The organism is Xanthomonas hortorum pv. cynarae (assembly GCF_002939985.1).
Classification (GTDB): domain Bacteria; phylum Pseudomonadota; class Gammaproteobacteria; order Xanthomonadales; family Xanthomonadaceae; genus Xanthomonas; species Xanthomonas hortorum_D.
Genome location: NZ_MDFM01000003.1, coordinates 1 through 22,417, shown reverse-complemented (window position 1 = coordinate 22,417; position 22,417 = coordinate 1). Strand labels below are relative to the sequence as shown.

Annotated in this window: 22 protein-coding genes and 2 pseudogenes; 18 read left to right on the top strand and 6 right to left on the bottom strand. The window is 58.5% G+C overall.

The genetic code is table 11. The annotated features are described in order from the left end of the window. Positions 1-26 precede the first annotated feature (26 nt). From guaB to XcyCFBP4188_RS02740, 3 genes are all read left to right on the top strand, one after another. The gene (guaB, locus tag XcyCFBP4188_RS02755) at positions 27-1,484 is read left to right on the top strand and encodes an IMP dehydrogenase (RefSeq protein WP_104591596.1); all 1,458 of its coding nucleotides are present in this window, start codon (positions 27-29) and stop codon (positions 1,482-1,484) included. 126 nt (positions 1,485-1,610) lie between these two features. Further along, positions 1,611-3,176 carry a glutamine-hydrolyzing GMP synthase gene (guaA, locus tag XcyCFBP4188_RS02750; protein ID WP_006451190.1) on the top strand — a complete coding sequence of 522 codons (1,566 nt, stop codon included), beginning with the start codon at positions 1,611-1,613 and terminating at the stop codon, positions 3,174-3,176. 308 nt (positions 3,177-3,484) lie between these two features. Beyond that, positions 3,485-4,687 (top strand): tyrosine-type recombinase/integrase, encoded by a 1,203-nt coding sequence (locus XcyCFBP4188_RS02740; protein ID WP_104591595.1) that lies wholly within the window; start codon positions 3,485-3,487, stop codon positions 4,685-4,687. A gap of 282 nt (positions 4,688-4,969) precedes the next feature. On the opposite strand, the gene XcyCFBP4188_RS02735 is transcribed toward XcyCFBP4188_RS02740, so the two are convergent. After that, positions 4,970-5,152, bottom strand: coding sequence for a hypothetical protein (locus tag XcyCFBP4188_RS02735; protein ID WP_104591645.1), 183 nt, complete (start codon positions 5,150-5,152; stop codon positions 4,970-4,972). 655 nt (positions 5,153-5,807) lie between these two features. On the opposite strand from XcyCFBP4188_RS02735, the gene XcyCFBP4188_RS02725 reads away from it, so the two are divergent. From XcyCFBP4188_RS02725 to XcyCFBP4188_RS23320, 3 genes and pseudogenes are all read left to right on the top strand, one after another. Continuing rightward, positions 5,808-6,740: a hypothetical protein gene (locus tag XcyCFBP4188_RS02725; protein WP_104591594.1), complete on the top strand. Its 933-nt coding sequence runs from the start codon at positions 5,808-5,810 to the stop codon at positions 6,738-6,740. 1 nt (position 6,741) lies between these two features. Continuing rightward, a complete protein-coding gene (locus XcyCFBP4188_RS02720; RefSeq protein ID WP_104591593.1) occupies positions 6,742-7,719 on the top strand; it encodes a hypothetical protein in 978 nt (325 codons plus the stop codon). A 411-nt stretch (positions 7,720-8,130) separates the two neighbouring features. Then, a pseudogene (locus XcyCFBP4188_RS23320) lies at positions 8,131-8,349 on the top strand (DNA-binding protein); the annotation flags it as partial. A 104-nt stretch (positions 8,350-8,453) separates the two neighbouring features. On the opposite strand, the gene XcyCFBP4188_RS02710 reads toward XcyCFBP4188_RS23320, so the two are convergent. Both XcyCFBP4188_RS02710 and XcyCFBP4188_RS02705 read right to left on the bottom strand, forming a co-directional pair. Further along, positions 8,454-8,699, bottom strand: a complete 246-nt coding sequence (locus XcyCFBP4188_RS02710; RefSeq protein ID WP_104591592.1) for a helix-turn-helix transcriptional regulator — start codon at positions 8,697-8,699, stop codon at positions 8,454-8,456. 79 nt (positions 8,700-8,778) lie between these two features. Beyond that, on the bottom strand, positions 8,779-9,768 hold the full coding sequence (locus XcyCFBP4188_RS02705; RefSeq protein WP_104591591.1) for a sigma-70 family RNA polymerase sigma factor: 990 nt from the start codon (positions 9,766-9,768) through the stop codon (positions 8,779-8,781). A gap of 81 nt (positions 9,769-9,849) precedes the next feature. On the opposite strand from XcyCFBP4188_RS02705, the gene XcyCFBP4188_RS02700 reads away from it, so the two are divergent. From XcyCFBP4188_RS02700 to repC (XcyCFBP4188_RS23735), 3 genes are read left to right on the top strand one after another with little or no spacing between them, the layout of a single operon-like run. After that, positions 9,850-10,083: an SPRY domain-containing protein gene (locus XcyCFBP4188_RS02700; RefSeq protein ID WP_003472509.1), complete on the top strand. Its 234-nt coding sequence runs from the start codon at positions 9,850-9,852 to the stop codon at positions 10,081-10,083. A gap of 3 nt (positions 10,084-10,086) precedes the next feature. Then, positions 10,087-10,965 (top strand): helicase RepA family protein, encoded by an 879-nt coding sequence (locus XcyCFBP4188_RS02695; RefSeq protein WP_104591590.1) that lies wholly within the window; start codon positions 10,087-10,089, stop codon positions 10,963-10,965. Further along, positions 10,904-11,296, top strand: a complete 393-nt coding sequence (gene repC / locus XcyCFBP4188_RS23735) for a replication protein C, IncQ-type (RefSeq protein WP_428977227.1) — start codon at positions 10,904-10,906, stop codon at positions 11,294-11,296. Before XcyCFBP4188_RS02695 ends, repC (XcyCFBP4188_RS23735) begins: the two co-directional genes overlap by 62 nt. Here the strand turns inward: repC (XcyCFBP4188_RS23735) and istB are convergent. The 3 genes from istB to XcyCFBP4188_RS02675 form a co-directional block, all read right to left on the bottom strand. Continuing rightward, positions 11,240-11,983: an IS21-like element helper ATPase IstB gene (gene istB / locus XcyCFBP4188_RS02685; RefSeq protein WP_104591589.1), complete on the bottom strand. Its 744-nt coding sequence runs from the start codon at positions 11,981-11,983 to the stop codon at positions 11,240-11,242. The genes repC (XcyCFBP4188_RS23735) and istB overlap by 57 nt on opposite strands. 15 nt (positions 11,984-11,998) lie before the next feature. Then, positions 11,999-13,534, bottom strand: coding sequence for an IS21 family transposase (gene istA / locus XcyCFBP4188_RS02680; protein WP_104591588.1), 1,536 nt, complete (start codon positions 13,532-13,534; stop codon positions 11,999-12,001). 261 nt (positions 13,535-13,795) lie between these two features. Further along, positions 13,796-14,083 (bottom strand): hypothetical protein, encoded by a 288-nt coding sequence (locus XcyCFBP4188_RS02675; protein ID WP_046932707.1) that lies wholly within the window; start codon positions 14,081-14,083, stop codon positions 13,796-13,798. 94 nt (positions 14,084-14,177) lie between these two features. On the opposite strand from XcyCFBP4188_RS02675, the gene XcyCFBP4188_RS02670 reads away from it, so the two are divergent. From XcyCFBP4188_RS02670 to XcyCFBP4188_RS02625, 9 genes and pseudogenes are all read left to right on the top strand, one after another. Further along, positions 14,178-15,215, top strand: coding sequence for a hypothetical protein (locus XcyCFBP4188_RS02670; protein ID WP_104591587.1), 1,038 nt, complete (start codon positions 14,178-14,180; stop codon positions 15,213-15,215). 983 nt (positions 15,216-16,198) lie between these two features. Then, positions 16,199-16,669: a hypothetical protein gene (locus XcyCFBP4188_RS02660; protein WP_104591585.1), complete on the top strand. Its 471-nt coding sequence runs from the start codon at positions 16,199-16,201 to the stop codon at positions 16,667-16,669. Positions 16,670-16,679: 10 nt separating this feature from the next. After that, positions 16,680-17,438: pseudogene (locus XcyCFBP4188_RS02655) on the top strand (type III secretion system effector XopAA); the annotation flags it as partial. Between the two features lie 256 nt (positions 17,439-17,694). Further along, a complete protein-coding gene (xopAI, locus tag XcyCFBP4188_RS02650; RefSeq protein WP_104591584.1) occupies positions 17,695-18,570 on the top strand; it encodes a type III secretion system effector XopAI in 876 nt (291 codons plus the stop codon). Positions 18,571-19,168: 598 nt separating this feature from the next. After that, positions 19,169-19,864, top strand: a complete 696-nt coding sequence (gene repC, locus XcyCFBP4188_RS02645) for a replication protein C, IncQ-type (protein WP_104591583.1) — start codon at positions 19,169-19,171, stop codon at positions 19,862-19,864. A gap of 617 nt (positions 19,865-20,481) precedes the next feature. Beyond that, positions 20,482-20,763 carry a TraK family protein gene (locus XcyCFBP4188_RS02640; RefSeq protein ID WP_058361065.1) on the top strand — a complete coding sequence of 94 codons (282 nt, stop codon included), beginning with the start codon at positions 20,482-20,484 and terminating at the stop codon, positions 20,761-20,763. Between the two features lie 411 nt (positions 20,764-21,174). Beyond that, entirely contained in the window at positions 21,175-21,429 is a 255-nt protein-coding gene (locus tag XcyCFBP4188_RS02635; protein ID WP_104591582.1) for a FitA-like ribbon-helix-helix domain-containing protein, read from the top strand. Next, positions 21,426-21,845, top strand: a complete 420-nt coding sequence (locus tag XcyCFBP4188_RS02630) for a type II toxin-antitoxin system VapC family toxin (RefSeq protein ID WP_104591581.1) — start codon at positions 21,426-21,428, stop codon at positions 21,843-21,845. Before XcyCFBP4188_RS02635 ends, XcyCFBP4188_RS02630 begins: the two co-directional genes overlap by 4 nt. A 156-nt stretch (positions 21,846-22,001) precedes the next feature. Continuing rightward, on the top strand, positions 22,002-22,346 hold the full coding sequence (locus XcyCFBP4188_RS02625) for a TrbJ/VirB5 family protein (protein WP_428977226.1): 345 nt from the start codon (positions 22,002-22,004) through the stop codon (positions 22,344-22,346). Positions 22,347-22,417: the final 71 nt, after the last annotated feature.

The following is a 22,417-nucleotide window of genomic DNA, read 5'->3' as shown; positions in this document are numbered from 1 at the left end:
GCGCTTCCCCAAACTCGGGTCCGCCGATGCTCCGCATCCAGGCTGAAGCTCTCACCTACGACGACGTCTCCCTCGTCCCCGCTCATTCGATCGTCCTGCCCAAGGATGTCAGCCTGGAAACCCGGCTGACCCGCGATCTGCGCCTGAAACTGCCGATTCTCTCGGCCGCGATGGACACAGTGACCGAACACCGCCTGGCGGTGGCCATGGCCCAGTTGGGCGGCATCGGCATCATCCACAAGAACCTGACCCCGGCGCAGCAGGCCGGCGAAGTGGCCCGGGTCAAGAAGTTCGAATCCGGCGTGATCACCGAGCCGTTCACGGTCAGCCCCGACACCACGATCGGTGAAGTGATTGCACTGACCCGCGCGCGCAACATCTCCGGCGTGCCGGTGGTGGATGGCAGCGAACTGGTCGGCATCGTCACCAGCCGCGACATGCGCTTCGAGAAGAAGCTCGACGATCCGGTCCGCCACATCATGACCAAGAAGGATCGCCTGATCACCGTGCGCGAAGGCGCCAGCGACGAGGAAGTGCTGGAGCTGCTGCATCGCAACCGCATCGAAAAGATCCTGGTGGTCAACGACAGCTTCGAGCTGCGCGGCTTGATCACGGTCAAGGACATCCAGAAAAAGACCGACAACCCCAACGCTGCCAAAGACGCTGCCAAGCGCTTGCTGGTGGGTGCGGCGGTGGGCGTGGGCGGCGATACCGAACAGCGCATCGAACTGCTCGCCGCAGCGGGCGTGGACGTGGTGATCGTGGATACCGCGCACGGCCATTCGCAGGGCGTGATCGATCGCGTGGCGTGGGTCAAGAAGACCTATCCGCAGCTGCAGGTGATCGGCGGCAACATCGTCACCGGCGATGCCGCGCTGGCGTTGATGGATGCCGGCGCCGATGCGGTCAAGGTCGGCGTGGGTCCGGGCTCGATCTGCACCACGCGCGTGGTCGCCGGTGTCGGCGTGCCGCAGATCACCGCGGTCGACATGGTGGCCGAAGCGCTGCAGGACCGCATTCCGCTGATCGCCGATGGCGGCATCCGCTATTCCGGCGACATCGGCAAGGCGCTGGTCGCCGGTGCGTCCACGGTGATGGTCGGCGGCTTGCTGGCCGGTACCGAGGAGGCACCGGGCGAGGTCGAGTTGTTCCAGGGCCGCAGTTACAAGAGCTACCGCGGCATGGGCAGCCTGGGCGCGATGGAGAAGGGGTCCAAGGACCGCTATTTCCAGGATTCCAGCGACGCCGACAAGCTGGTGCCGGAAGGCATCGAAGGGCGTGTGCCGTATCGCGGCTCGGTCGGCGGCATCATTCATCAGCTGATCGGCGGCCTGCGCGCGACCATGGGCTATGTCGGCTGCGCCACTGTCGAAGAGATGCGCACCAAGCCGAAGTTCGTCAAGATCACCGGCGCCGGTCAACGCGAAAGCCATGTCCATGACGTGCAGATCACGAAAGAGCCGCCGAACTATCGCGCTGGGTAAGCCAGCGCGCGGGAGTGGGGATTCGGCATTCGGGATTCGCAAGAGCCTACCGCTTCCTCATCCGGCAGCGGTTGTGGCTAGCGTTTTTGCGAATCTCCAATCCCAACTCCCCAATCCCGGCCCTCGATGACCAACATCCATACCGACAAGATCCTCATCCTCGATTTCGGCGCGCAGTACACCCAGCTGATTGCGCGGCGTATCCGCGAAATCGGCGTGTACTGCGAGATCTGGGCCTGGGATCACGATCCGTCCGAGATTGCCGGATTCGGTGCCAAGGGCATCATTCTGTCTGGTGGGCCGGAATCGACCACCTTGCCGGGTGCGCCGGTGGCGCCACAGGAAGTGTTCGACAGCGGCTTGCCGGTGTTCGGTATCTGCTACGGCATGCAGACCCTGGCTGCGCAGCTGGGTGGTGCGACAGAAGCTGCAGATCAGCGCGAATTCGGCCATGCCGAAGTGGATGTGGTGGCGGCGGATGCGCTGTTCGCTGGCTTGACCGATCACGCCGGCGCGGCGCGTTTGAATGTGTGGATGAGCCACGGCGACCACGTGTCGCAGGTGCCGCCGGGCTTCACGATTACTGCCGTGACCGACCGCATACCGGTGGCGGCGATGTCCAACGAGGACAAGCGTTGGTACGGCGTGCAGTTCCACCCGGAAGTCACCCATACGCTGCAGGGCCAGACCTTGTTGCGTCGCTTCGTGGTCGATGTCTGCGGCTGTCAGACGCTGTGGACGGCGGCCAACATCATCGACGACCAGATTGCGCGCGTGCGCGCGCAGGTGGGCGATGACGAAGTCATCTTGGGTTTGTCTGGCGGCGTCGATTCGTCGGTGGTCGCGGCGCTGTTGCACAAGGCGATCGGCGACAAGCTGACCTGCGTGTTCGTCGATACCGGCCTGCTGCGTTGGCAGGAAGGCGACCAGGTGATGGCGATGTTCGCCGAGCACATGGGCGTCAAGGTGATCCGCGTCAACGCGGCCGATCGCTATTTCGCCAAGCTCGAAGGCGTGAGCGACCCGGAAGCCAAGCGCAAGATCATCGGCAACCTGTTCGTGGATATCTTCGACGAAGAATCCAACAAGCTGGCCAATGCCAAGTGGCTGGCGCAGGGCACGATCTATCCGGACGTGATCGAGTCGGCCGGCAGCAAGACCGGCAAGGCGCACGTGATCAAGAGTCACCACAACGTGGGTGGCTTGCCCGAGCACATGAAATTGGGTTTGGTCGAGCCGTTGCGCGAATTGTTCAAGGACGAAGTGCGTCGTCTCGGCGTCGAACTCGGCCTGCCGCGCACGATGGTGTATCGCCATCCGTTCCCAGGCCCGGGCCTGGGCGTGCGCATCCTGGGCGAAGTGAAGCGCGAGTACGCCGAACTGCTGGCCAAGGCCGATGCGATCTTCATCGACGAACTGCGCAAGGCCGATCTGTACGACAAGACCAGCCAGGCGTTCGCGGTGTTCCTGCCGGTGAAGTCGGTGGGCGTGGTTGGCGACGCACGCGCCTACGAATGGGTGATCGCACTGCGCGCGGTGGAAACCATCGACTTCATGACCGCGCACTGGGCACACCTGCCGTACGACTTCCTCGGCACGGTCAGCAATCGCATCATCAACGAACTGCGCGGCGTCTCGCGCGTGGTCTACGACATCTCCGGCAAACCGCCTGCGACGATCGAGTGGGAATGATCCGGCGTCTGGCACCTGCTGGCATCTAGTAGCACGAAAACATATCTAAGTCCTCGTCATTGCAGGATTTTTTGTGATTTCGTTCGGCGCCATCTGGCAATGAATAGCATCGCCAAGCGCCGTTTTTTCATGGCATGATAGATGGCATTGAGTGCTTCTATGGCATGAGAAATTGCCGATACCATGTAACCACCTTGCGGATGTTCATGGTATCGAAATCGCGTAACACGATGATTTTTATTGTTATTTTACGCAAGGATTGGCCGGTTTCTGGATCATGGTATTTGAGTTGAATCAGGCCGAGAACCATGTTGACCGATACCAAGCTCCGCAACCTCAAGTCGAAGGACAAGCTCTACAAGGTGAATGATCGCGACGGCCTCTATGTAGCCGTCACGGCCGCCGGTGCGATTTCGTTCCGCTACAACTACTCGATCCACGGTAGGCAGGAGACCATCACCTTCGGCCGCTACGGTGTCGGCGGCATCACCCTGGCAGAAGCCCGCGAGCGGTTGGGCGAGGCCAAGAAGATGATCGCGGCCGGGAAGTCACCGGCCAAGGAAAAGGCGCGGGACAAGGTCCGCGTCAAGGACGCGGAGACGTTCGGGGCCTGGGCGGAAAAGTGGCTACGGGGCTACCAGATGGCCGATTCCACCCGCGACATGCGCCGCTCAGTTTACGAACGCGAGCTAAAGCCGAAATTCAGCAATCAGAAGCTTGTGGAGATCACCCACGAGGACTTGCGCGCACTGACCGATACCATCGTGGAGCGCGGAGCACCGGCGACCGCTGTGCATGCTCGCGAGGTGGTGTTGCAGGTCTTTCGCTGGGCCATTGAGCGCGGCCAGAAGGTCGAGAATCCGGCAGAGCTGGTGCGGCCGACCACTATCGCCAAGTTCGAGCCGCGCGACCGTGCGCTGACGCCCGACGAGATCGGCCTGATGTACCAGTACATGGAGCGCATCGGCACAACGCCATCTATCCGAGCAGCCGCCAAATTGCTGCTGCTGACGATGGTGCGCAAGAGCGAGCTGACCAACGCGACATGGAGCGAGATCAGCTTCAGTGATGCGCTTTGGACCATCCCAAAGGAGCGCATGAAGCGACGCAATCCGCACCTGGTGTTCCTGTCAAGGCAGGCGCTGGACATCTTCATTGCCCTCAAGACCTTTGCTGGCGGATCGGACTACGTGTTGCCGTCGCGATACGACTCGGACTTGCCCATGAGTAGCGCCACGCTTAACCAAGTACTGACGCTGACGTATCGGCTGGCGCAGAAGGAAGAGAAGTCACTCGCCAAGTTCGGGCCACATGACTTGCGGCGTACTGCAAGCACGCTGCTACATGAGGCCAGCTATAACACGGACTGGATTGAGAAATGCCTGGCGCACGAACAGCGAGGCGTCAGGGCTGTCTACAACAAGGCCGAGTACCGCGAGCAGCGGACGGCGATGTTGCAGGACTGGGCGGACATGATTGACGAATGGACACTGAAGCGGTCGAAGGCTTAAGCAGAGGATGAGAGTTCGCTCACCTGCCCGAACGTCGAGACTTTGCCCACCCCCGGAGAGGGGCGCAAGCGCCCCTCTCCCAACGGCGCTGCGCCAACCATCGCGCGGCCTGATCAAGTCCCTGGCGCAGTTGCCTGCGGCTCCCTCTCCCCAAAAGCAGGTCAGCAGGGAGTGATATGGCAAGCGCTGGGATGACAAGGCCCTGGCCAGGCCGAGGGTGTCGATCAGCGCACAGTGGTAGAACGGTCATCGTGCGCTACGCGCACAACAGCGCGGCCGCCGTCACTTCACCCGGTGGATCAATCCGCTACGGCAGATCACATAGGCCCGGTCGCATGGAAACACCGTGAGCTTGCGAATCGACTTTGTGCGTGGTGCCCGGTTGTCCAGCTCGATGGCCACGGTCCATCTGCCGTTGCTCACCACCAGGTCAATCACGCCCTGACGATTTCTTTCCAGCTGCATGGGCACCTCCCACGCGACATGCCATGTCCGCCGCTGCAAGCGACGTGACCACTGAAGCTGGAAGCGGTGGGCTGGCTGGGGCATCTCGGCAATTATCAGGCCGTTGCCGCCCCGAGCCGCGTCACTGCCGGCGCACATTACCGAACCCAAGCGCGGACGCCGCGCCAAGAGGCGCGCGGGCGGCTATGCGCGTTGCGTCGAAGTGTGAAAACTGCGACGAAATAATCACTTGACCAGTAAGAATAATATTCTTCTTCTTCTTCTTCTTACTGACCAAGCTGGTTGGGAGGCCTAACGCCTGGAAGCGGAGGCCTTGACCACGCAAATGGCTGATGTGTATGAGGCGCACGCACTTGAGCTAACCTCTGCCCAGGCAGGCATTGCCGAGTGTCGGCAGGGAATCGTTCCGAGAACAGCCATTTTTCGGGCAAGTCATTGAATTCAAATGCAATAGCAAGTCTTGTGGTGCCCTTGCACGCATCTCGGCCGTCCTGCCGACCCTCGTCCTGATCCTGCGCGATGGGGACGTTCCGTACTGGCTAACGGGAGCGGGCTGCCTGATTTCGTCCAGTCGAGTTGGCTGCATCGCCCTAAATGTGGTTTGTCGGAGTGTCTATGTAACTATGTGCACTCATGCTATCGAAAATGGATTTTTATGCCCGAAGAAATCTACAACATTTTTCTTTTTTTTGACCCAAACGGGCGATGTGAGCGCGTAGGTTATGTTGCGCACTCCCATGATGGAGAAGATGAGCAAGGAATTGAGCTTCTCCGAAAGAAAGCGAAAGGGGATCTGCAAAACGCGACAAAGGTCAAGCTCGCGAAACCATTCACGCTCCAGGAGTACAACACCAGATCGAGGCTGGGTAGTGTAGTCGCTCTATATGCCGAGGCGCTCTTGAACGCTGGCGGGTTAGAGACATCCTTGACTGTGGTTACGCCCGTAGAGAAGGGGAGAGTTAGGTTTGACTACAGTGCCAAGCACTGGGAATTTGACGTCGACGAAGCGGCCGAAGCGGCCGGCGAGCAGGGGGAAATGGTAGATTGGTTGCTTAAATATAGCCGTAAAGGAGGTATTCAATTCTCCGAACTCATCCATGACGACTATTTTCATGCGATTAAAATTACCTATAATGCGCGGCTATATGTCTCTTCGATGAAGCTCATGCTCAGCTGCATCGATAGCTTGGCTTACATAGAATACGGTGACTTGCGTGGTTTGCCTATATTCGTGCGTTGGCTGAATGATTTTGCGGATCTTGCTCCATTGGGTATAACAGCTGAGGAGCTCTGGGAGCTCCGAAATGGTCTGCTGCATATGAGCAACATTAACTCATCTGCGGTCAAGCAGAACAAAGTGCGGCGAATTTCCTTCCATGTTGGGCAAGCGAAGGCGAAGCTGCCAGACACGGGCAGCGTTTTTTTCTTCGAGTTTCGGGGCCTCATCGACGTGTTTGCGCTAGCGCAAGCACGTTGGTTCCAAAGTTATGCGGATGATACAAGTAAGTTCGAGAAATTTGTGGAACGTTATGATGAAACAGTGTCAGATGGGCGCTTGGCAGAAGCCCATATAGGGAGTGGACCTTGATATGAAATTTAAGGATCGAAATCTGAGGGAGATCGCTGAAATGGTGATCGGCGATGCCGATCATTTCCCTTATCGTTCTAGCATGTTCATAACACGGTTCTTTGAGGAGTGCGATCTTGAATTTGCCCACGACGGCTCTACCCGCTGGTTTTGGACAGCTCAAAGGCTAGCAGAGCTTCTTGCTGAGCCTTCACCTGCGGCGCATGCATTACCTGAACGTTTCGTGCATGTATTGCGGGTGCTTATGCATAAGGCTGATGCAGAAGATGGTGATCCCGAGAGGTCCAAAGCAGTGGAAGCGCTGAATAAACCCCTAAGTAGGGAAGGGTTTGAGGCGTTTTATGGAGAAGATACCCTTCTCTATGTCAGGCACATCGGCACGAGAACTATTTCAACAGCGGCAAATCCGCATCGTCCTTTCACTCCGGTGGAGCTCCAACGGCGCGAGACGCTCACGAAGTTTCTCAACACATGCTCCGAAGATGATCTGATCGAGGACGTGCTGTTACCGCTGTTCCGACAACTGGGGTTCCATCGAATCACTGCTGCTGGGCACAAAGATAAATCTCTTGAGTATGGAAAGGATGTCTGGATGCGATACGTCCTACCTACTCAGCACGTACTGTATTTCGGCATACAGGCCAAGAAGGGTAAGCTAGATGCCTCGGGTGTCACTCAAAAGTCGAATACAAACATCTCTGAAATTTACAACCAAGCACTGATGATGCTTGGTCACGAGATCTTTGATCCTGAAACAAGTAGGCGAGTCTTAGTTGACCACGCCTTTATCGTGGCCGGGGGGGAGATCACCAAGCAGGCGCGTAATTGGCTAGGAGGAAAACTTGATGCGACTAAGCGAAGTCAAGTGATGTTCTTTGATCGTGATGACATTCTCAATCTCTACATCGTCAATAATATACCCCTACCGAAAGAAGCGGTCCGGGTTTTGGCTAAAGACGACGACACTCTGCCTTTTTAATGGTGTCTTATTGCTTAATGAGAAAATTTTACTCTAGAATAGCATGCATTGACCCTGATGCATCCCTGCAGTAAGGGCGCCAGTAAAGTAATGTGGATTCGCGGTGCAGAACTTTTTTGAAAATTTCTTCAAGGGATAGAGCGTGGGATTTCATAATAATGTGCAAGATGCAATCAAAAAAATACCGTACAAGGGCTCGGAAGTATGTTTTGAATGCTGCGGGCCATTAAAAGGGCCGGTTGTCTCCTATGACGGCTATTTGGGAGAAGGAAAAGGGCTAACGCTCTTGCTCCACCGAAAGTGCGCAATGATGATCGCGAGCCGCCTCGTACTTGATACGTGGCCTAAGCGTCATGCTGTGCCACGAATGGAGATAAAAGAAGAGACCTGATGGAGTGGCGTAGGTTGCCAGTCAGTCTTGTGCAGCGGGCAAGCACAGCCGAAGCCCGCGCTGGCGTGCTGCGCACGGAGCTGGATCACGCCCGCCAAGAAGCGCGACACGCGCGTATCGAAGCGGCCCAGGCCCGTGAGGACGCCGCCACCATGCGAGGGCGCTTGGCGGCCTTCGGGTCGGTGGCCGCCTCGCCCAAAGCTGCCCCGGCCAAACCACGCGTTAAGGGCGCTAGCTGATATGCATGCAAGTAGTCATGACGCCATGCATGCTCGACGCTAACGCAGCTTGCATGCATGGCCTCTGGTTTCATTGACACTTGAGGGGCGCTGCGTTTTAGCCGCTAAAAAGTGGCGGCTGCGACCGACGAGGTGAAGCCGGGGCGCATGGCCTGAGTGCCCGATGCCTTGCGCGCCTCGATCCAGTCTTCGACTTCGGCCAAGTCCCAGGCGACGTTCCGGCTGGTGAGTGCGATCCGGCGCGGGAACTCCCCGCGCTGCTCCATGTTGAAAATCGTGCGTTCAGACAGAGGAATCATCGCCAGCAGCTTTTTGCGGTTGATGAGCGTCTTACTTATCGTTGAGTGCATCCCCCGGCCTCTTTCGATCACTTGTGAGCATGTGCCTGATGGTGCCTGTGGACGCAGATTGATTCGTCCTATTAGTTGGTCAATTCGGTTGACGCCACGAGCGTGATTTTGATCTCAGGTGGAATATCGCAGGGATCGACGCCAGCGCCTTCGATACTGCTTGGCGTTCGATGCCCAGCTTCCGCGCAATCTCCGACTGATTGAGTCCAGACCACTGAAGCATCAGCATCTGCTTCTTGCGGTCCGATAGCTTCGAGTCCACCATCAGCCGCGCTTGATTGCGCAACTCCGCCTTGTCCGCCGGTTGTAAGGTCTGGTCCGCGACGTAGTGGAAGAAGTAGCTGTCAACTAATTGATCGCCCGATTTCACCTGGGCAGTGGCCGGCTTCGCGCATTGTTGGCTGAGTCTCGCCAGTTCGAGGTCGAATTGCGCTAAGGATCGCCTTGCTTGTCTGTAGACAGGGTTCCATGCGCCGCTCGGCAATTTAGGCCGATGATCCAGGCAATACAGGCTGCTGAGTCGAAGCTTTTCTTCTGGATCGTCCGCTTTCGGATCATCGCTCCCGCCGGCGAATGAGGTCAGCTCGGCGAGTGATCCGCAGAACCGGCAGAACCCCTGAAGGCGCTCGCCATTCAGTCGTGTGTCGCGCACCTTTGATTTCGTCGGCCGTTTGCAGGCGCAGTCCCATACAAGCCCGATCAACGATTCGAGTGTCGCTACAAACCGCCGATCTCTTGAGGTCTGCTTGTCCCCCGTCTTAATGAACTGGCGCAGCAACTGCCGCTGCATGCGAACCATCGCATCAAGTCCCACCAGTCGAATGATTCCGCTGAAACTCACCCCTGTTCCTGCTCCGGGGATATGGCCCAAGTAGCGTTTCGGCAGCGTCGCCGTGTACGCAGCCACGGCGGGGTCAATGAGTTCCTGTATCAGCCCAACGATGGGGTAGCGACGCGAGGAGGCGGAATACGGCCGCCAGCGATCCTCGAACTGCTCGATGGCTTCCGAGACAGTGGGATCGCAGCCTTCCCAGGTGACAATGGTTGTATCGTTCTTCATGTCAACCATTTTGGACAACTAATAAGATGTAGGCAATCCCCATAACACCTAACCTTCGTAGCAATTCGGTTGATAACGGAGGTTTACGCAATGACGATAGAAGACACGCTGCTGCAACGCTTCGGCCCGCTGCTGAGCATGGCGCAGCTCGCCTCTGTCCTGGATCGATCACCGGATGGACTGCGGGTCAGTTTGCGTACGGCGAGCGAATGGGCGGGGCGAATCAACAAGGCTCGCTTCAAGATCGGTCGGCGCGTCTACTTCCGAACCTCGCAGATCGCCGAGGTGTTGAGCGACGAGTCCCTATACGGAACGGGGAACTGAGTCGTGGCGATTGACGTCCTGGCGGCGTTCGAGTGCGAACCGCCGGTGCTGGACTTCATATGGCCGGGCTTCCTGGCGGGAACCGTGGGCGCGCTCGTTGCTCCAGGAGCCACCGGTAAGAGCTTCTGGGCGCTGGAAGCGGCCATGAGCATCGCATGCAGCGTTGCCGGCGGCGACCTCGTGGGCCTGGCTCCCGCACACTCCGGGCGCGTGGTTTATCTGGCTGGGGAAGACCCGCCGTCCGCGCTTGTGCGGCGCATTCACGCCATCGGCCAGCACCTCGAACACGCAGCACGCCAAGCCATCGCAGAGAACCTTGCGCTTGAGCCAATCATGGGTAAGCGCTTGAACGTCATGGACGAGGCTCACTTGCGCCGCGTCATTGAGTACAGCGCCGGGGCCAGGCTGATCGTGCTGGACACCCTGAGCCGCATCCACGCCCTCGATGAGAACAGCAATGGCAGCATGGCCCACCTCGTGGCCGTGTTCGAGCAGGTCGCGGCTACCACGGGCGCATCCGTGCTCTACCTGCACTACGTCAGCAAGGGAAGTGCCCGCGAAGGCCAAACCGACCAGCAGCAGGCCGCGCGTGGCGCTTCCGCGCTGATCGACAACGCCAGGTGGTGCGGTTATGTCGCGCGCATGACTGAGGACGAGGCGAAGCGCCTTAGCGACCGCGCCCATGACCGGCAGCCCATCGGCAATGAGCGCCGCAGCTACTTCGTGCGTTTCGGCGTTAACAAGCAGAACTACGACGCTACGACGCTTGATCGCTGGTACATGCGGCACGCAGGCGGCGTTCTGGTGCCAGTGGAGCTGCATGAAGCCAGCAAGAATGAAGAAAAGGGACGTGATGGCCGGAGGCGAAGCGATGGCTTTTGACCTTACACATGCCCGGCACGATCCGATGCATTGCCTGGTCCCCGGTTTGTTCCGCAGTCTCAAGCGCGGCGAACGGAAGAGGCTCAAGCTCGATGTGACGTATCACTACGCCGAGAATGAACAAGCGCGGTTTGTCGGCTTCGAGCCTCTTGGTGCTGATGACATGCGACTACGAAAAGCCAACCAACTGGACACTCATCGGCGACGGAACTGGACACCGCCGCCAAATGAATTGGATGCGAGCGCCAGAAGCGCTGGACAGCGCCGCCAATCTTCACTTCCCGGACTTGGCCACCTTCGTCTTTCGCATGGATTCACCCTTGAGCGCTAGTTTGTGGCTTCTGTGAATCAGTCGATCCATGATGGCATCAGCCAAAGCAGGGTCATGGATAAACGCATGCCAGTCCTGCACTGGCATCTGGCCAGCCACAATCGTGGCGCCAGAGCCGACACGGTCATCGAGTAATTCCAGTAGATCTGCACGTCCGCGGCTGCTCAGCGGCGTCAGGCCGAAATCATCCAAGATTAGTAGTCCGGTCCTGGCGAGTTGATTGCGAAGCTTGGCCAGTGAGCCGTCCGCATGCCCGACCTCCATGTCTTCCAACAGGCGGCCTACGCGCCGGTAGCCTACGGTGATCCCTTGGCGTGCGGCTTGTACGGCCAGGGCACATGCCAACCAGGTCTTTCCAGTACCTGTTTGTCCAGTGACCAAAACGTTTTGGCGGTGCTCAATCCAGCCACAGGTCAGCAAATCCGCGATCACTGATCGATCCAACCCGCGCCCAACACGATAGTCAATAGCCTCCGGTTCGGCGTAGACCTTGAGCTTGGCATTGCGAATCAGGCGCGTGAAGCGCTTGCTGTCGCGCTGACTCACCTCGGCGTCAACCAGATGGCCAAGGCGCTGATCGAAGCCGAGTGCTCCGTAGCTGGATTGGGCGAGTTGATGTTCGACGCCAGCCACCATGCCGGTCAATTTGAGCGTTCGTAGCTGATCAATCGTATGTTCCAAAGACATAATGTTCTCCCTGAATTATGAGTAGTAGTTAGCACCGCGCACGTTTTCGTGCGCCTGTGGAGCGTCATCGTTGCTTGCACTGTCATCGCAAGATGCGCTGCGATCCAGATGGCGCACCAGGATCGACTTCACCGAGCTGACACTGTTTGCTTGGATGCGTACGGCCCGGTCACAGGCCGCCTGCAGCCTTTCGATCCCGTGTTCACGCGCAAGGCGTCGCAGCCCTCGACAGGCTTGCAGGGTCAGTGCCGGTCGGCGATGGGTCGCGCTATGTCGTTGCACGAACTTATGCAGGGCGCCTCCTTGCTGACGCGCCCATGTCATCAGTACGTCCGGCGTGTCTTGTGCGTAAGCGCGATGAGCCGGGGGCTGGTGCTCCGGTGACGTGCTACATCCACCCACTTCGCCGCTGCGCGGATGCATGGCCACCCGCTTGTCGCGGTGGAAGACTGCTACGGCCTCCCGGGTGACCTTCAAGTTCACCTTTGCGCCAACCAATGTGTGAGGAACCGAGTAAAAGTGGCCCTGCCAAGGGACGTGGTAATCCTGTCCCACAGGGACCTTAAGCTTCCACTCTGCGTACTCGTAGGGCATCTGCGGACAGGGACGCAGCGCGGGGCCGTCCAGTTCCTCGAACAGTTGCTGACGGCTTTTTCCGCCGGACCCACGCATCGGACGAAGGTTCATGCGGTCCACTAGCTCGGCAATGGCGCGATTCAGTTCCTCCAGCGAGAAGAACACCCGATTGCGCAGCCGCGCCAGGATCCAACGCTGGGCCAGTTGCACCCCAATCTCCACCGGCGCCTTGTCCTTAGGTTTGCGCGGACGTGCCGGCAGCACCATGGTGTCGTAGTGCGCAGCAAACTCGGCGTAGGTCATGTTCAGCAGTGCCCCGTCCTGCCCGGAAACGGAGGTCACCGCCGCCTTGAGGTTATCCGGCACCAGATAGGTGGGCACGCCCGCAAAGAACTCCAGCGCCTTTGCATTGCAAGCGATCCAGTCAACCGATTTCTGGCTTGCGACGGCATAGACGAAGGTCTTGCGGCTGGCACCCATGACCGCCACGAAGAGCTCCACCGGGGTTGTTGCGCCGCTCATCTGATCAGTGATCGAAGGGCGCACTCCGGAGAAGTCCAGAAACAGCTGTTGTCCCGGTACACGCACCTGACGCATGACCAGTCCTCGCTTACGCGCATAGCGGCGGTAGCGGCGTCGGAACTCGGTCTCTGACATCGCCCCGGCTTCCAAGCCAAGGGCATATTCCTCATGCAATAGCGTGATCGTCATGCCGCGCCGCTGCAGCTCGGCGTGCACATACGACCAATCCGGTTCAACGAGCAACTTCTTCGCACTACTTTTGCCCGGATTCAATCGGCGCGCCAGCGCGACTTCGTCCATGCTCTCGATGTCATCCCACGATTGTGAGAGGGCTCGCAGGCGTTTGCGATAGCGGCCGACCGTGGTCGGCGAGCGATTCAACTTTTGACCAACCTGCCGATCGGTCAGGTCAGTGCGCAGCAGGCACCGGCACAGGTCTTTCAACGGATTCATGGCACTCCTTGCACCGCCTTCGTTCCAGGCACCAGCATCCGGGCCAGAACAGCGGCAACAGTCCCCCGCGCCAGCGCGTAAGAGCTGACAAACAGGGATTGACGAAGGGAGGGCGGATGCCGAGAATGCAGCGAACAGGTTCTAGCTACACCCTCAAAGCCCCCAAGCGTTGACGCGCTTGGGGGCTTTTGCATTTCCCACGTGTGGAATGGCGGTGGGAGTCGTCAGGTCATGCTGACCCCCTGTCTTCCATGTTCGCAGTCATGGCGTGTTTCCGTTTGGGTGCGATGCCCGGATGGCTTGGTCGCGCAAGCCTGCCAGCCAGTGCGCAATGTCTTTGGCAAGCGCGTATTTGCCGCGGCGATTAGGGATGGGGAACACCGGCACCGGCAGCGAGTCACGGGACAGAGCCTGCCGGAACGCATCCAGCGAGGTGTAGCCCAGTGCTTGGCGCAGATCATCCTGGCCGATCACCGGGCCGTAGTGGTGCAACAGATCCTGCTCCAGGACTTTGGCCAACGCGCCGATGTGTTCGTCACGCTCTGTCATGCCGCTAGCGTAACGATTGCACCGATAGTCGCCCAGAAGGAAACTGAGGGCTTCCGCGTTACTCTAAATTGCACCGCAATGAGTCGATAAGCCATTGATACAGATCAAGGACTACAAACTTGGCCGGGTAAAAGCGGTAGTTCGCTTAGCCGAATCGAACGCAAACCGTTCCGCTGAGAAGGCCTTGAACGTGCTGAAGGTTGGCTTATGGTTCGAGGGGCTGCGGGCGCGTATGGGCCGTCCGACGGCCTATCGCCTGGGTCAGGTTTTGCAGCCCGGCACCTACCTCAAGGGCGAGCACCATCACAATTTGTGGGCCAAGTACGCCCTGGGTAAGCACGTCCCCGGCGCCGAGACTCTCCGCATCACAGAAGCAGCCATGGCAGGCTCCAGTGAAATCCTCATGGCAGCAGCTTGGGACGCGCTGGACATCTCCCGCCCTGTTGGGGCAAATGCCGACATACTGCTAAAGCGGTTGGGGCCCGGGATCCAGATGGCGATCTTCGATCAGCAGGCGTTGGAGCGTGGACGCTATGTGCGGCGTAAAGCAACGCGCCAAGTGACTCGGCGCCTGGAGGGACAAGCGGGCCTGGATAGCCTAGCCGCGCTCGTCGTATTGCTTCGAGAAGCGCATGAAGCAGGAAATCAAGGGCTGGCTTTTGAACTCGGGCGTTCGCTGCACGCTAGCCTGTTCCTGGCCACGATTGAGGGTCCGCTGTGGGAGATCGCAGAGGAGCTGTTCGCCTACTTCATCTGCTTCATTTTTCCGTTGGCAGAAGACAAGGAGCTTGCGTTTGATCTGCATCCAAGGATCATGCAGAGGCAGGCTTTCTGCTTCTCCCGCGTCGTACTGCAGCTAGAGGACGCTGGATGGGATGGCTATCTCCCGGGCGGGCATACTCGGCAGCTGCGTCGGTTGCTGACGATTGATTTTGGTTTCGATCTGTTCTTTGGGCTCGGACCACGCTTTCGGCTGACTCAGCCGGTCGAACAATCCAGCGAGAACGCCAGGCGATGGGTCGCAGAGCAAGACATTGCATGGGAGTGGGGACTGAGGACGCTTCACGCCGGCAGGCGCGAGCGCCTGATGCCGGATGAGGTGAGAGATCGAATTGCCGCTTCGGGCGCCTGAACTTCCTTCGCTTTGACATGAACCCTCCTCACGGCCTCAATCGGCCTTCTCGTAAGCGCCCGTGGAATCGGATGTTGAACCCCTCTGCTCCAAGACTTCGCACCGAAGCGCTCGATCACATCGAGATGTAATACAAGCCGATCGAGGGTCGGCAGGGATCCGTATAAAAAAAGCAAAAAGTAAGCTAAATTTCTGTCAGAAAAGGATTATTTCAAGAATTGCTGCCGGCCCTCGGGAACAGCTGCGGCCACCGCACTCCGTTGGCGAACAGGAAAAGACCATCGCAGCAGTGCAACGCCAGGAGGCTTATGCTCAGCCTGTTGGGGAATGTATGGGTCATCCTCCGCGTCAATGCCTTCGTCGTCCCAGCCAGGACTTCGGTGAGGCGAAACGAGTCGGAGCGCTCCCCCGGGCAAACTTGCTTCTACAGTCACTGCAGGAGATCGACATGGGACTATGCAATTCAAAGCCGAGCGTGGCAGGGTCACCTGCGCGTTATGCAACCCCACCACAGAGCAGGCCACGCCATCTGAGTCGCCGTCGCCATCGCGCAGGGATTCGCCTTCTTCTTCGACCAGTGCACTGCGCGAGGCTTTACCTTCCCCACCGCGTCGCTCCGCTTCTCTCGAACCGCAGGGCTCACCCAGTTGGCAAGGGGCAGGATGGTCCGGCCATGAAGGTTTTAGCGGTTGGTCAGAATACCTGGGCAACTTGCATGACTCAGCCCATGAGTGGCAGGGCGTATCGACCGGCGAGTATCCGATCGCTCCTGCCGATATGTGGTCTCAGCCCGCCTGGAACCCTTATGCCAGCTTTGACACTGGCGCAGCTTCTTCGCACCATCAGGCACTCCAAAAACGGGCGCAAGAGTGAGTGCACCTCACCACCACTACCTTGCAACACGATGGTAAGGACCCGCGACTCGAGCAGGCTATCAAGGATCTTTTCCTGATATTCGTGGATTCCCAACGTTCCGGCAGACCATGGAGACCGTCCAGAAGGAAGGCAAGGTAGGGATTCGCGTTGATCCCGAAGTGTCCACAGCGTATTTCGATAGGCAACAGCGGGTAGTGGTGCTGGGAGAGATGATGGCGCGCGACCCCACCATTGCAATGGGCGTTCTTGCCTTTGAATTGAGCAATGCTTCGCTGGACCGCGCATTCGAAGAATGCGAGCGCAATGCAGCCATCGCCCAGCTTTCCCCCCGCGAATTCGCGGAAAGCTTTGAAAAGGTTGAATACAACTCAACTCGCAACGTTCAGGCTTATTATATGGAAGCGCGCGAAACGCTACGTCGGGTTGGTCTCGACAACCCCAACGCATGGCATTGCATGGTTACAGCCCAGGGGCATATCGAGCCTAGTACCCGGTCGGAGGACGATGCAGTGGCAAATTCATTGGCTACTGGTCATTTTGGTCGGTATGAGCAAGAGTACGCGAAACGAAATATGTGATTTATTGCATCCTCAATGCCCCCTAGAGGCGGTGCGCCGGACCCTGGACGCATCGTTCGCAAACAATCCCGACCTGAAGGGGAAGCTCGCGCTGGCGACCGTAGCCTTCGCCGCCCCCGGGTCAAACATCGCCCTGATGCGCAACAACGGGCTTGGCCCTACCTGACTTCATCGCTGATGCGGCCGTCTCGTCGACGTTCCTTCTCCGTGAAGCGCTGAGCCCGCACGTCACGCACGCGGGGATGAACGACAGCGTGAGCGACACGGTCGGCGGTATGACGATCGGCCTGCCCTTCTCCGTAGCCGCTGAGATGAGCGGCTACATGGACGACCCAGGGCCAACCCATCGGGCTTCATAGCCGGGACCGTCGGCTACACGGCGGCCTACCTGCTCTTCGGCCGGGTGGCCGGCGACGTCCTGTCCAAGGGCCTCATGGCTACGAGCGGAGCGCTCGGCTGGGGCCAACAGCAGGCGATCCGACTCGGCCGGAGCGCGATGGCCTTGGGTTTCGAACTGGTCGCCGGGCACCGCTCGCCGGCTGCAGCGGATGTGCACGACGTAGCCGGGGTCGAGATGGCGGTTGTGCCGCAGGAGCCGCTGTTCTTCAGCCCCTCACAGCGGGCGTCCGCCGAACGCACCCTGGTCGGCACGCTTGAGCAGATCGGCAACGAGTGGGAAGGCGAATCGGAGGGGACGGCGGGTAGGGACGACCCCTGGGTCGACGCACCGGCGGAGCTGCCCATGCAGCCGGCGCCTCAGTCGGAATAAGCAGCCCTGCACGCGTATGGGGTCGGGCAAGATTCCTGAGCGGGAGGGTCGGTAGGGATTCGTGTAGGAAACCTTTACTGACAGCGAGTTAGCTCACTTTTGGCTGTTTTGTACACGAATCCCTGCCAAGTCTCTGTAGAGGCTCGAGAATTCCGCGCGTCAATGCTTCGTCCTCCCAGCTATGACTTCGGTGAGCCAGCGCGAATCGGAGAGCTTCTCGCCAAACTTGCTCCGACAGTCACTGTAGGAGATCAACATGGGTCTATGCGTTTCAAAGCAGAGCGTGGCAGGCTCACCTGAGCATTATGCAGCCCACGGCACAGAGCAGGCCACGCTCTCTACGCCTTCATCTCCCGAGGCGCCCATGTCACCCGGCCTGTATGGCTTGGCGTCACTCGGGTCTCCCAGAGCGAGCTCGAGCCGTCGTCCATTAAGTCCACTGGTGGAGTTGAACACCAGCGATCTGGTAAAGCAAAAAAAGCGACTTTGGCAGCGGATCCAACACGATGGGTCGCAGTTCCGAACCACACATGAAGAGCGGAAGCAGTTCAAGACTGCGCTCATAACTCTTTGGGGCGAACAATCCCGCCCACAGAGGCAGCAGCAGTGGAATGGGATGATGCAAAGAATGGCACAGATGAAGAGGAACCACCCAGAACTAGAACACATGGCAACCGAGGATCTCGTGGCGCTGCAGGCATGGACGACAGACGATTATGAGGTAGTACAGGATGTTCTGGAGAAAGAAGCGACGCCCACTGCTCATGGCCTTGCATTTGCAAAATGCATCATTTCCGCCCTGCACTCGCTTCCCGAAGAATATTCATATCAAGGGACTGTCTTCACCGGCGAAGATCAGTTGCCGGAGTGGGTGTCGGAGCGATACCAAGAAGGAAGCATCACCACGGACCACCGATTTTTCGCGACCTCAGAAACCAAGAATGCATCCTGGAAAGGAATGGCAGTCGAGTGGGAAAGCAATTCAACAACTGGAAAACGCATCTCCATGTTTTCAGAGCGCCCGAATGAGCAGGAAGTTCTCTTCCCTCCTGGCACCCGCTTTGAGGTAACACGAATTGAAGAGAACGAGACTCATCCCCGCCTGAAGATTTATCAAAGCCAGATCGCGTAGGCATTCTGAATCGACCTGGAGAAGGATTCACCAGAAGTACGGATGTGGGCGGTGTGGATGGTGTTCGAGCGAACTGAACTTCGCAGCAACAGGCTGCTGAAGAATCATCTGCCACGCGAAACGGCAAACGGACGGCTCGACAAGGGGTTCTCAGCTCACAGGCCAAGCGCGCTGCTGACAGGCAACGCGCTTGCCTGTCAGTTGCGGTTACTTTTTGCCAGTTGTAGCGCTGCGCCATGACAGCAGCCGTACGTCCCTGGCGCAGGCAACGCGCACTAAGCGCGGCGATGGCCACCGCCGTACAGATCTATGACCAGGTGACCAACGGCTGTCGGCGATCGCTCATAGGCTCCGTGAGAATCCCTCGCTAGCAGTACGTGGCCGCGCAGTCCTCCCACAGGCGGCGCTGGGCGCTCTATAAGCGCTGCCTCTGACCAGCAGCAGGCCAGCCGGTGCTATGCGAGTTGCATCCTCCTTGCCTGGCTGCGCTGACTTTGCAAGTCACAACCGTCCAGCCTAAATGACGTCGCCGTCCAGTTTGGCTGATAGCTTCGTCCAGTTTATTTAGTGTCAGCGTCCACTTGCTTGGCTGTATGTAATGCGACTGCTACAAGGTCTTGTGGCTCTTGGAGGGCCAAAGGGCATCATCCTGACGCCAGATCCAACAGCAGAGTTGCCGAGGCAACTGCGTCTATTCCTTGAGCCGAAGTTCGAAGCGGTAGGGCAGGATGCGCTTGTCGTGCGAGAGAGCATGACAAGCCTGCTAGCCGAAATCGGCTTGACCGATGGCGGCGACAATATCAGGGCGATCAAGGCGTGTTTGCTGCGTATGGCAAACGTGACGGTAGTAGTCACCAATGGGATTAGGCAAAGGTCTTTTCACTTGATGAGCTACGCCTTCGACGAAGAGGACGGACGGCTATTCGTCGCGTTGAATCCCCAGATTGCAGAGGCGATTCTTGGGCGGCGCCCGTATACCCGCATCGAGATGGCCGAGGTGCGGGCGCTACAAACCGACCCGGCCCGCCTTATTCACCAGCGGCTATGCGGCTGGATCGATCCTGGCAAAGCCGGGCGCGTGGAACTCGATACGCTTGCTGGCTACGTCTGGCCGGACCAGGCGAACGCCGAGGCTATGAAGAAGCGCCGCCAGAAAGCGCGCAAAGCTCTGGCCGAGCTTGCTACCGTGGGCTGGAAGGTGAGCGAGTATGCAGCAGGGAAGTGGGAAATTGGCAGGCCGAAGCCCGTAGTAACGTTCCCCAAGCTCCGTAGCAATGTTCCCCTTTATCCGTAGCAACGTTCCCCGCCTCAAACCTGAAAACACAGCAACGGCGCGGGCTTGCGGCTAGTTCGCAAGTTCCATCCATGATCTTCCAGGATCATCTACTAGGCGCGGTACTTGCCGCCGCCCTCTAGGGCGACGCCAGGCCCTTGCCATGGTCGGCCTTCAGCCGTTGAGTTGTACGCCTGGAGGGGTGGCTCGGCCGGACCATTTTTAGCGGCTAAAAACTAAGCGCCCCTCAAGTGTCAATGAATCGGTGTTGTATGTTGTAGCGCGCTACAACATACAACAAGCGCCATTCGCGGCCTGGCCGCGAACGTTAGACCCGTCTTTGGCGGTGTTTCAGGATCGTCATCCCAGGCAAGGCTTGCGTCTAACGCCGCTTTCGACGATGGCGGCCGAACGGTTCATTGACACTTGAGGGGCCACCTCGCTGCCGATTATCTACGGACCAACTCCCTTCTTGGCGTTCAACTTGTCGGTGATGCTGAATGGCTGCCGTCGCTGTCTTGGGGCACGCTAGTGGCACCAGCTTCATGTCAACCATTTCGGCCAATTATTGGAATGTTGCGCAGGCCGACACTCCGTAAGCTTCGCAGTAGTTCAGTTGATAACGGAGGTTTACGGACATGGCGACGACAAACAGCAGCTACCCTGCCGACTTGGCCGCACGGCTCGCTCTTGAGCAGCAGACCTCGCAGATAAAGCGCCGGGACTACCAGGCCGCTTTCATGGCGGCGCGCTCAGACGTTAAGAAAGCGATGGAGGCCGGCTACACGCTCAAGATCATCTGGGAGCACATGCGCGATATTGGGCGCATCCCTTTTCGATATGAGACGTTCCTGAAATACGTTCGCCAGCACATCACCAATGCGCCGCCTGGGTCCATGAGTCACGGCAGCGCGAAGTAAGGAAAGCCCCGTGTTCAATCGCTGCAAGTGCGTGGCTGAAACACTGCTATCGGTTGTTGGATCGCTGCAAACGCGCGGAAATGGGGCGTTTTTGTCGATCCTCGCGCCGCTGGTGCGCTGTTGCGAAACAACGGTGCGCTTACAGCGCGAAATTCGATGAGTCATACGAGGCAAAAACAAGGCCGTAAGGCGGGCAGGATAGGTGAAGTAGGCCCACCCGCACGCGGGTGTTCCTACTTCACTGTCCCTTATTCGCACCTGCGGTGCTCAACGGAAATCCTGCTCTGCGAGGCCGAGCCGGCTACCGCCGAAGACTTGGAACGCAGGAGAGATAGGCCGCAGCCGCCCTTGCTTTAATGACATCATTTGCGTAATATTGAAGTCAATGAAGTCACACATGAGGTTCTGACTATGGCAATCCTGACAGTGCGGAATGTGCCCGACGAGGTACATCGCGCTCTGCGCTTACGGGCCGCCGAGCATGGCCGCAGTACAGAGGCGGAGGTCCGCGAGATTCTGGAGAGTGCAGTTAAGTCACAAAAGCGCATCCGCATGGGCGACGCGTTGGCGGAGCTTGGCCGCCGCGTAAGGCTAACAAACGATGATTTCGCAGTATTGGACCAGGTGCGCGACAAGGTGCCGGCAGAACCGATGAGGTTTGAATGATTGTCTTGGATACGAATGTCGTCTCCGAGGCGATGAAATCCGAACCCGACCCGGCCGTGCGAGCTTGGTTGAATGAGCAGGTAGCGGAAACCCTCTACCTGTCCAGCGTGACGCTTGCCGAACTGCTGTTCGGCATCGGCGCGCTGCCGAACGGGAAACGTAAAAAAGGCCTGGGCGAAGCCCTGGACGGATTGCTCGAACTGTTCAGCGAGCGGGTGCTGATGTTCGACACCGAAGCAGCTCGCAATTATGCCGAGCTGGCGGTGAAGGCCCGCATAGCCGGGAAGGGTTTTCCAACACCCGACGGATATATTGGGGCTATTGCGGCCTCCAAGGGATTTATCGTAGCAACACGCGACACCAGCCCTTTTGAAGCGGCCGGGCTTACCGTTATCAATCCTTGGAACCATCGGTAAATTCAATCGCTACTTGACACCGTGATCTGATCAAAAAGGCCGGGCTTCGGTGTCGCCCAGGTCAATTACCGGTAGCTCCGTGGCGCAGCTACGTGATGAACCCTTGAACAAGCGCTCTTGCTCAGGGGGGCAGCCATTCATCGCGAGGTAATGACCATGAAGCAGCACGTTTTAGCGGCTAAAATCGCTTTCTCCCTAGCCCTCACTGTTGGCGTCGCCTCAATTCCCGCGCATGCCGGCATCCCGGTCATTGACGGAACCAACCTGTCGCAAACGACCGTGACCGCGATTCAACAGGTCGCGCAGGTCCAGAAGCAAATCGAGCAATACGCAACGCAGTTGCAGCAGCACGAAAACATGCTGCAAAACACGGTCGCGCCCGCCGCCTACATTTGGGATCAGGCTCAGTCCACCATCAACGGATTGATGCAGTCCATCGACACCCTGAATAACCTCACCAATCAGGCCGGCAGTCTGGACGCTTACCTAGGGAAGGTCTGAACAACGCGGCCTGAGAGCGCGGAATGTCGCATCGTTCTGGAGAGTCGCGTTTGGATCTCTCCGGATTTTTG

What these genes read in the sequence shown, in the direction of transcription:
- guaB (WP_104591596.1), top strand. Translation starts at nt 27, where the DNA reads ATGCTCCGCATCCAGGCTGAAGCTCTCACCTACGACGACGTCTCCCTC.
- guaA (WP_006451190.1), top strand. Translation starts at nt 1,611, where the DNA reads ATGACCAACATCCATACCGACAAGATCCTCATCCTCGATTTCGGCGCG.
- XcyCFBP4188_RS02740 (WP_104591595.1), top strand. Translation starts at nt 3,485, where the DNA reads ATGTTGACCGATACCAAGCTCCGCAACCTCAAGTCGAAGGACAAGCTC.
- XcyCFBP4188_RS02735 (WP_104591645.1), bottom strand. Translation starts at nt 5,152, where the DNA reads ATGCAGCTGGAAAGAAATCGTCAGGGCGTGATTGACCTGGTGGTGAGC.
- XcyCFBP4188_RS02725 (WP_104591594.1), top strand. Translation starts at nt 5,808, where the DNA reads ATGCCCGAAGAAATCTACAACATTTTTCTTTTTTTTGACCCAAACGGG.
- XcyCFBP4188_RS02720 (WP_104591593.1), top strand. Translation starts at nt 6,742, where the DNA reads ATGAAATTTAAGGATCGAAATCTGAGGGAGATCGCTGAAATGGTGATC.
- XcyCFBP4188_RS02710 (WP_104591592.1), bottom strand. Translation starts at nt 8,699, where the DNA reads ATGCACTCAACGATAAGTAAGACGCTCATCAACCGCAAAAAGCTGCTG.
- XcyCFBP4188_RS02705 (WP_104591591.1), bottom strand. Translation starts at nt 9,768, where the DNA reads ATGGTTGACATGAAGAACGATACAACCATTGTCACCTGGGAAGGCTGC.
- XcyCFBP4188_RS02700 (WP_003472509.1), top strand. Translation starts at nt 9,850, where the DNA reads ATGACGATAGAAGACACGCTGCTGCAACGCTTCGGCCCGCTGCTGAGC.
- repC (WP_428977227.1), top strand. Translation starts at nt 10,904, where the DNA reads ATGAAGCCAGCAAGAATGAAGAAAAGGGACGTGATGGCCGGAGGCGAA.
- istB (WP_104591589.1), bottom strand. Translation starts at nt 11,983, where the DNA reads ATGTCTTTGGAACATACGATTGATCAGCTACGAACGCTCAAATTGACC.
- istA (WP_104591588.1), bottom strand. Translation starts at nt 13,534, where the DNA reads ATGAATCCGTTGAAAGACCTGTGCCGGTGCCTGCTGCGCACTGACCTG.
- XcyCFBP4188_RS02675 (WP_046932707.1), bottom strand. Translation starts at nt 14,083, where the DNA reads ATGACAGAGCGTGACGAACACATCGGCGCGTTGGCCAAAGTCCTGGAG.
- XcyCFBP4188_RS02660 (WP_104591585.1), top strand. Translation starts at nt 16,199, where the DNA reads ATGGAGACCGTCCAGAAGGAAGGCAAGGTAGGGATTCGCGTTGATCCC.
- xopAI (WP_104591584.1), top strand. Translation starts at nt 17,695, where the DNA reads ATGGGTCTATGCGTTTCAAAGCAGAGCGTGGCAGGCTCACCTGAGCAT.
- repC (WP_104591583.1), top strand. Translation starts at nt 19,169, where the DNA reads ATGCGACTGCTACAAGGTCTTGTGGCTCTTGGAGGGCCAAAGGGCATC.
- XcyCFBP4188_RS02640 (WP_058361065.1), top strand. Translation starts at nt 20,482, where the DNA reads ATGGCGACGACAAACAGCAGCTACCCTGCCGACTTGGCCGCACGGCTC.
- XcyCFBP4188_RS02635 (WP_104591582.1), top strand. Translation starts at nt 21,175, where the DNA reads ATGGCAATCCTGACAGTGCGGAATGTGCCCGACGAGGTACATCGCGCT.
- XcyCFBP4188_RS02630 (WP_104591581.1), top strand. Translation starts at nt 21,426, where the DNA reads ATGATTGTCTTGGATACGAATGTCGTCTCCGAGGCGATGAAATCCGAA.
- XcyCFBP4188_RS02625 (WP_428977226.1), top strand. Translation starts at nt 22,002, where the DNA reads ATGAAGCAGCACGTTTTAGCGGCTAAAATCGCTTTCTCCCTAGCCCTC.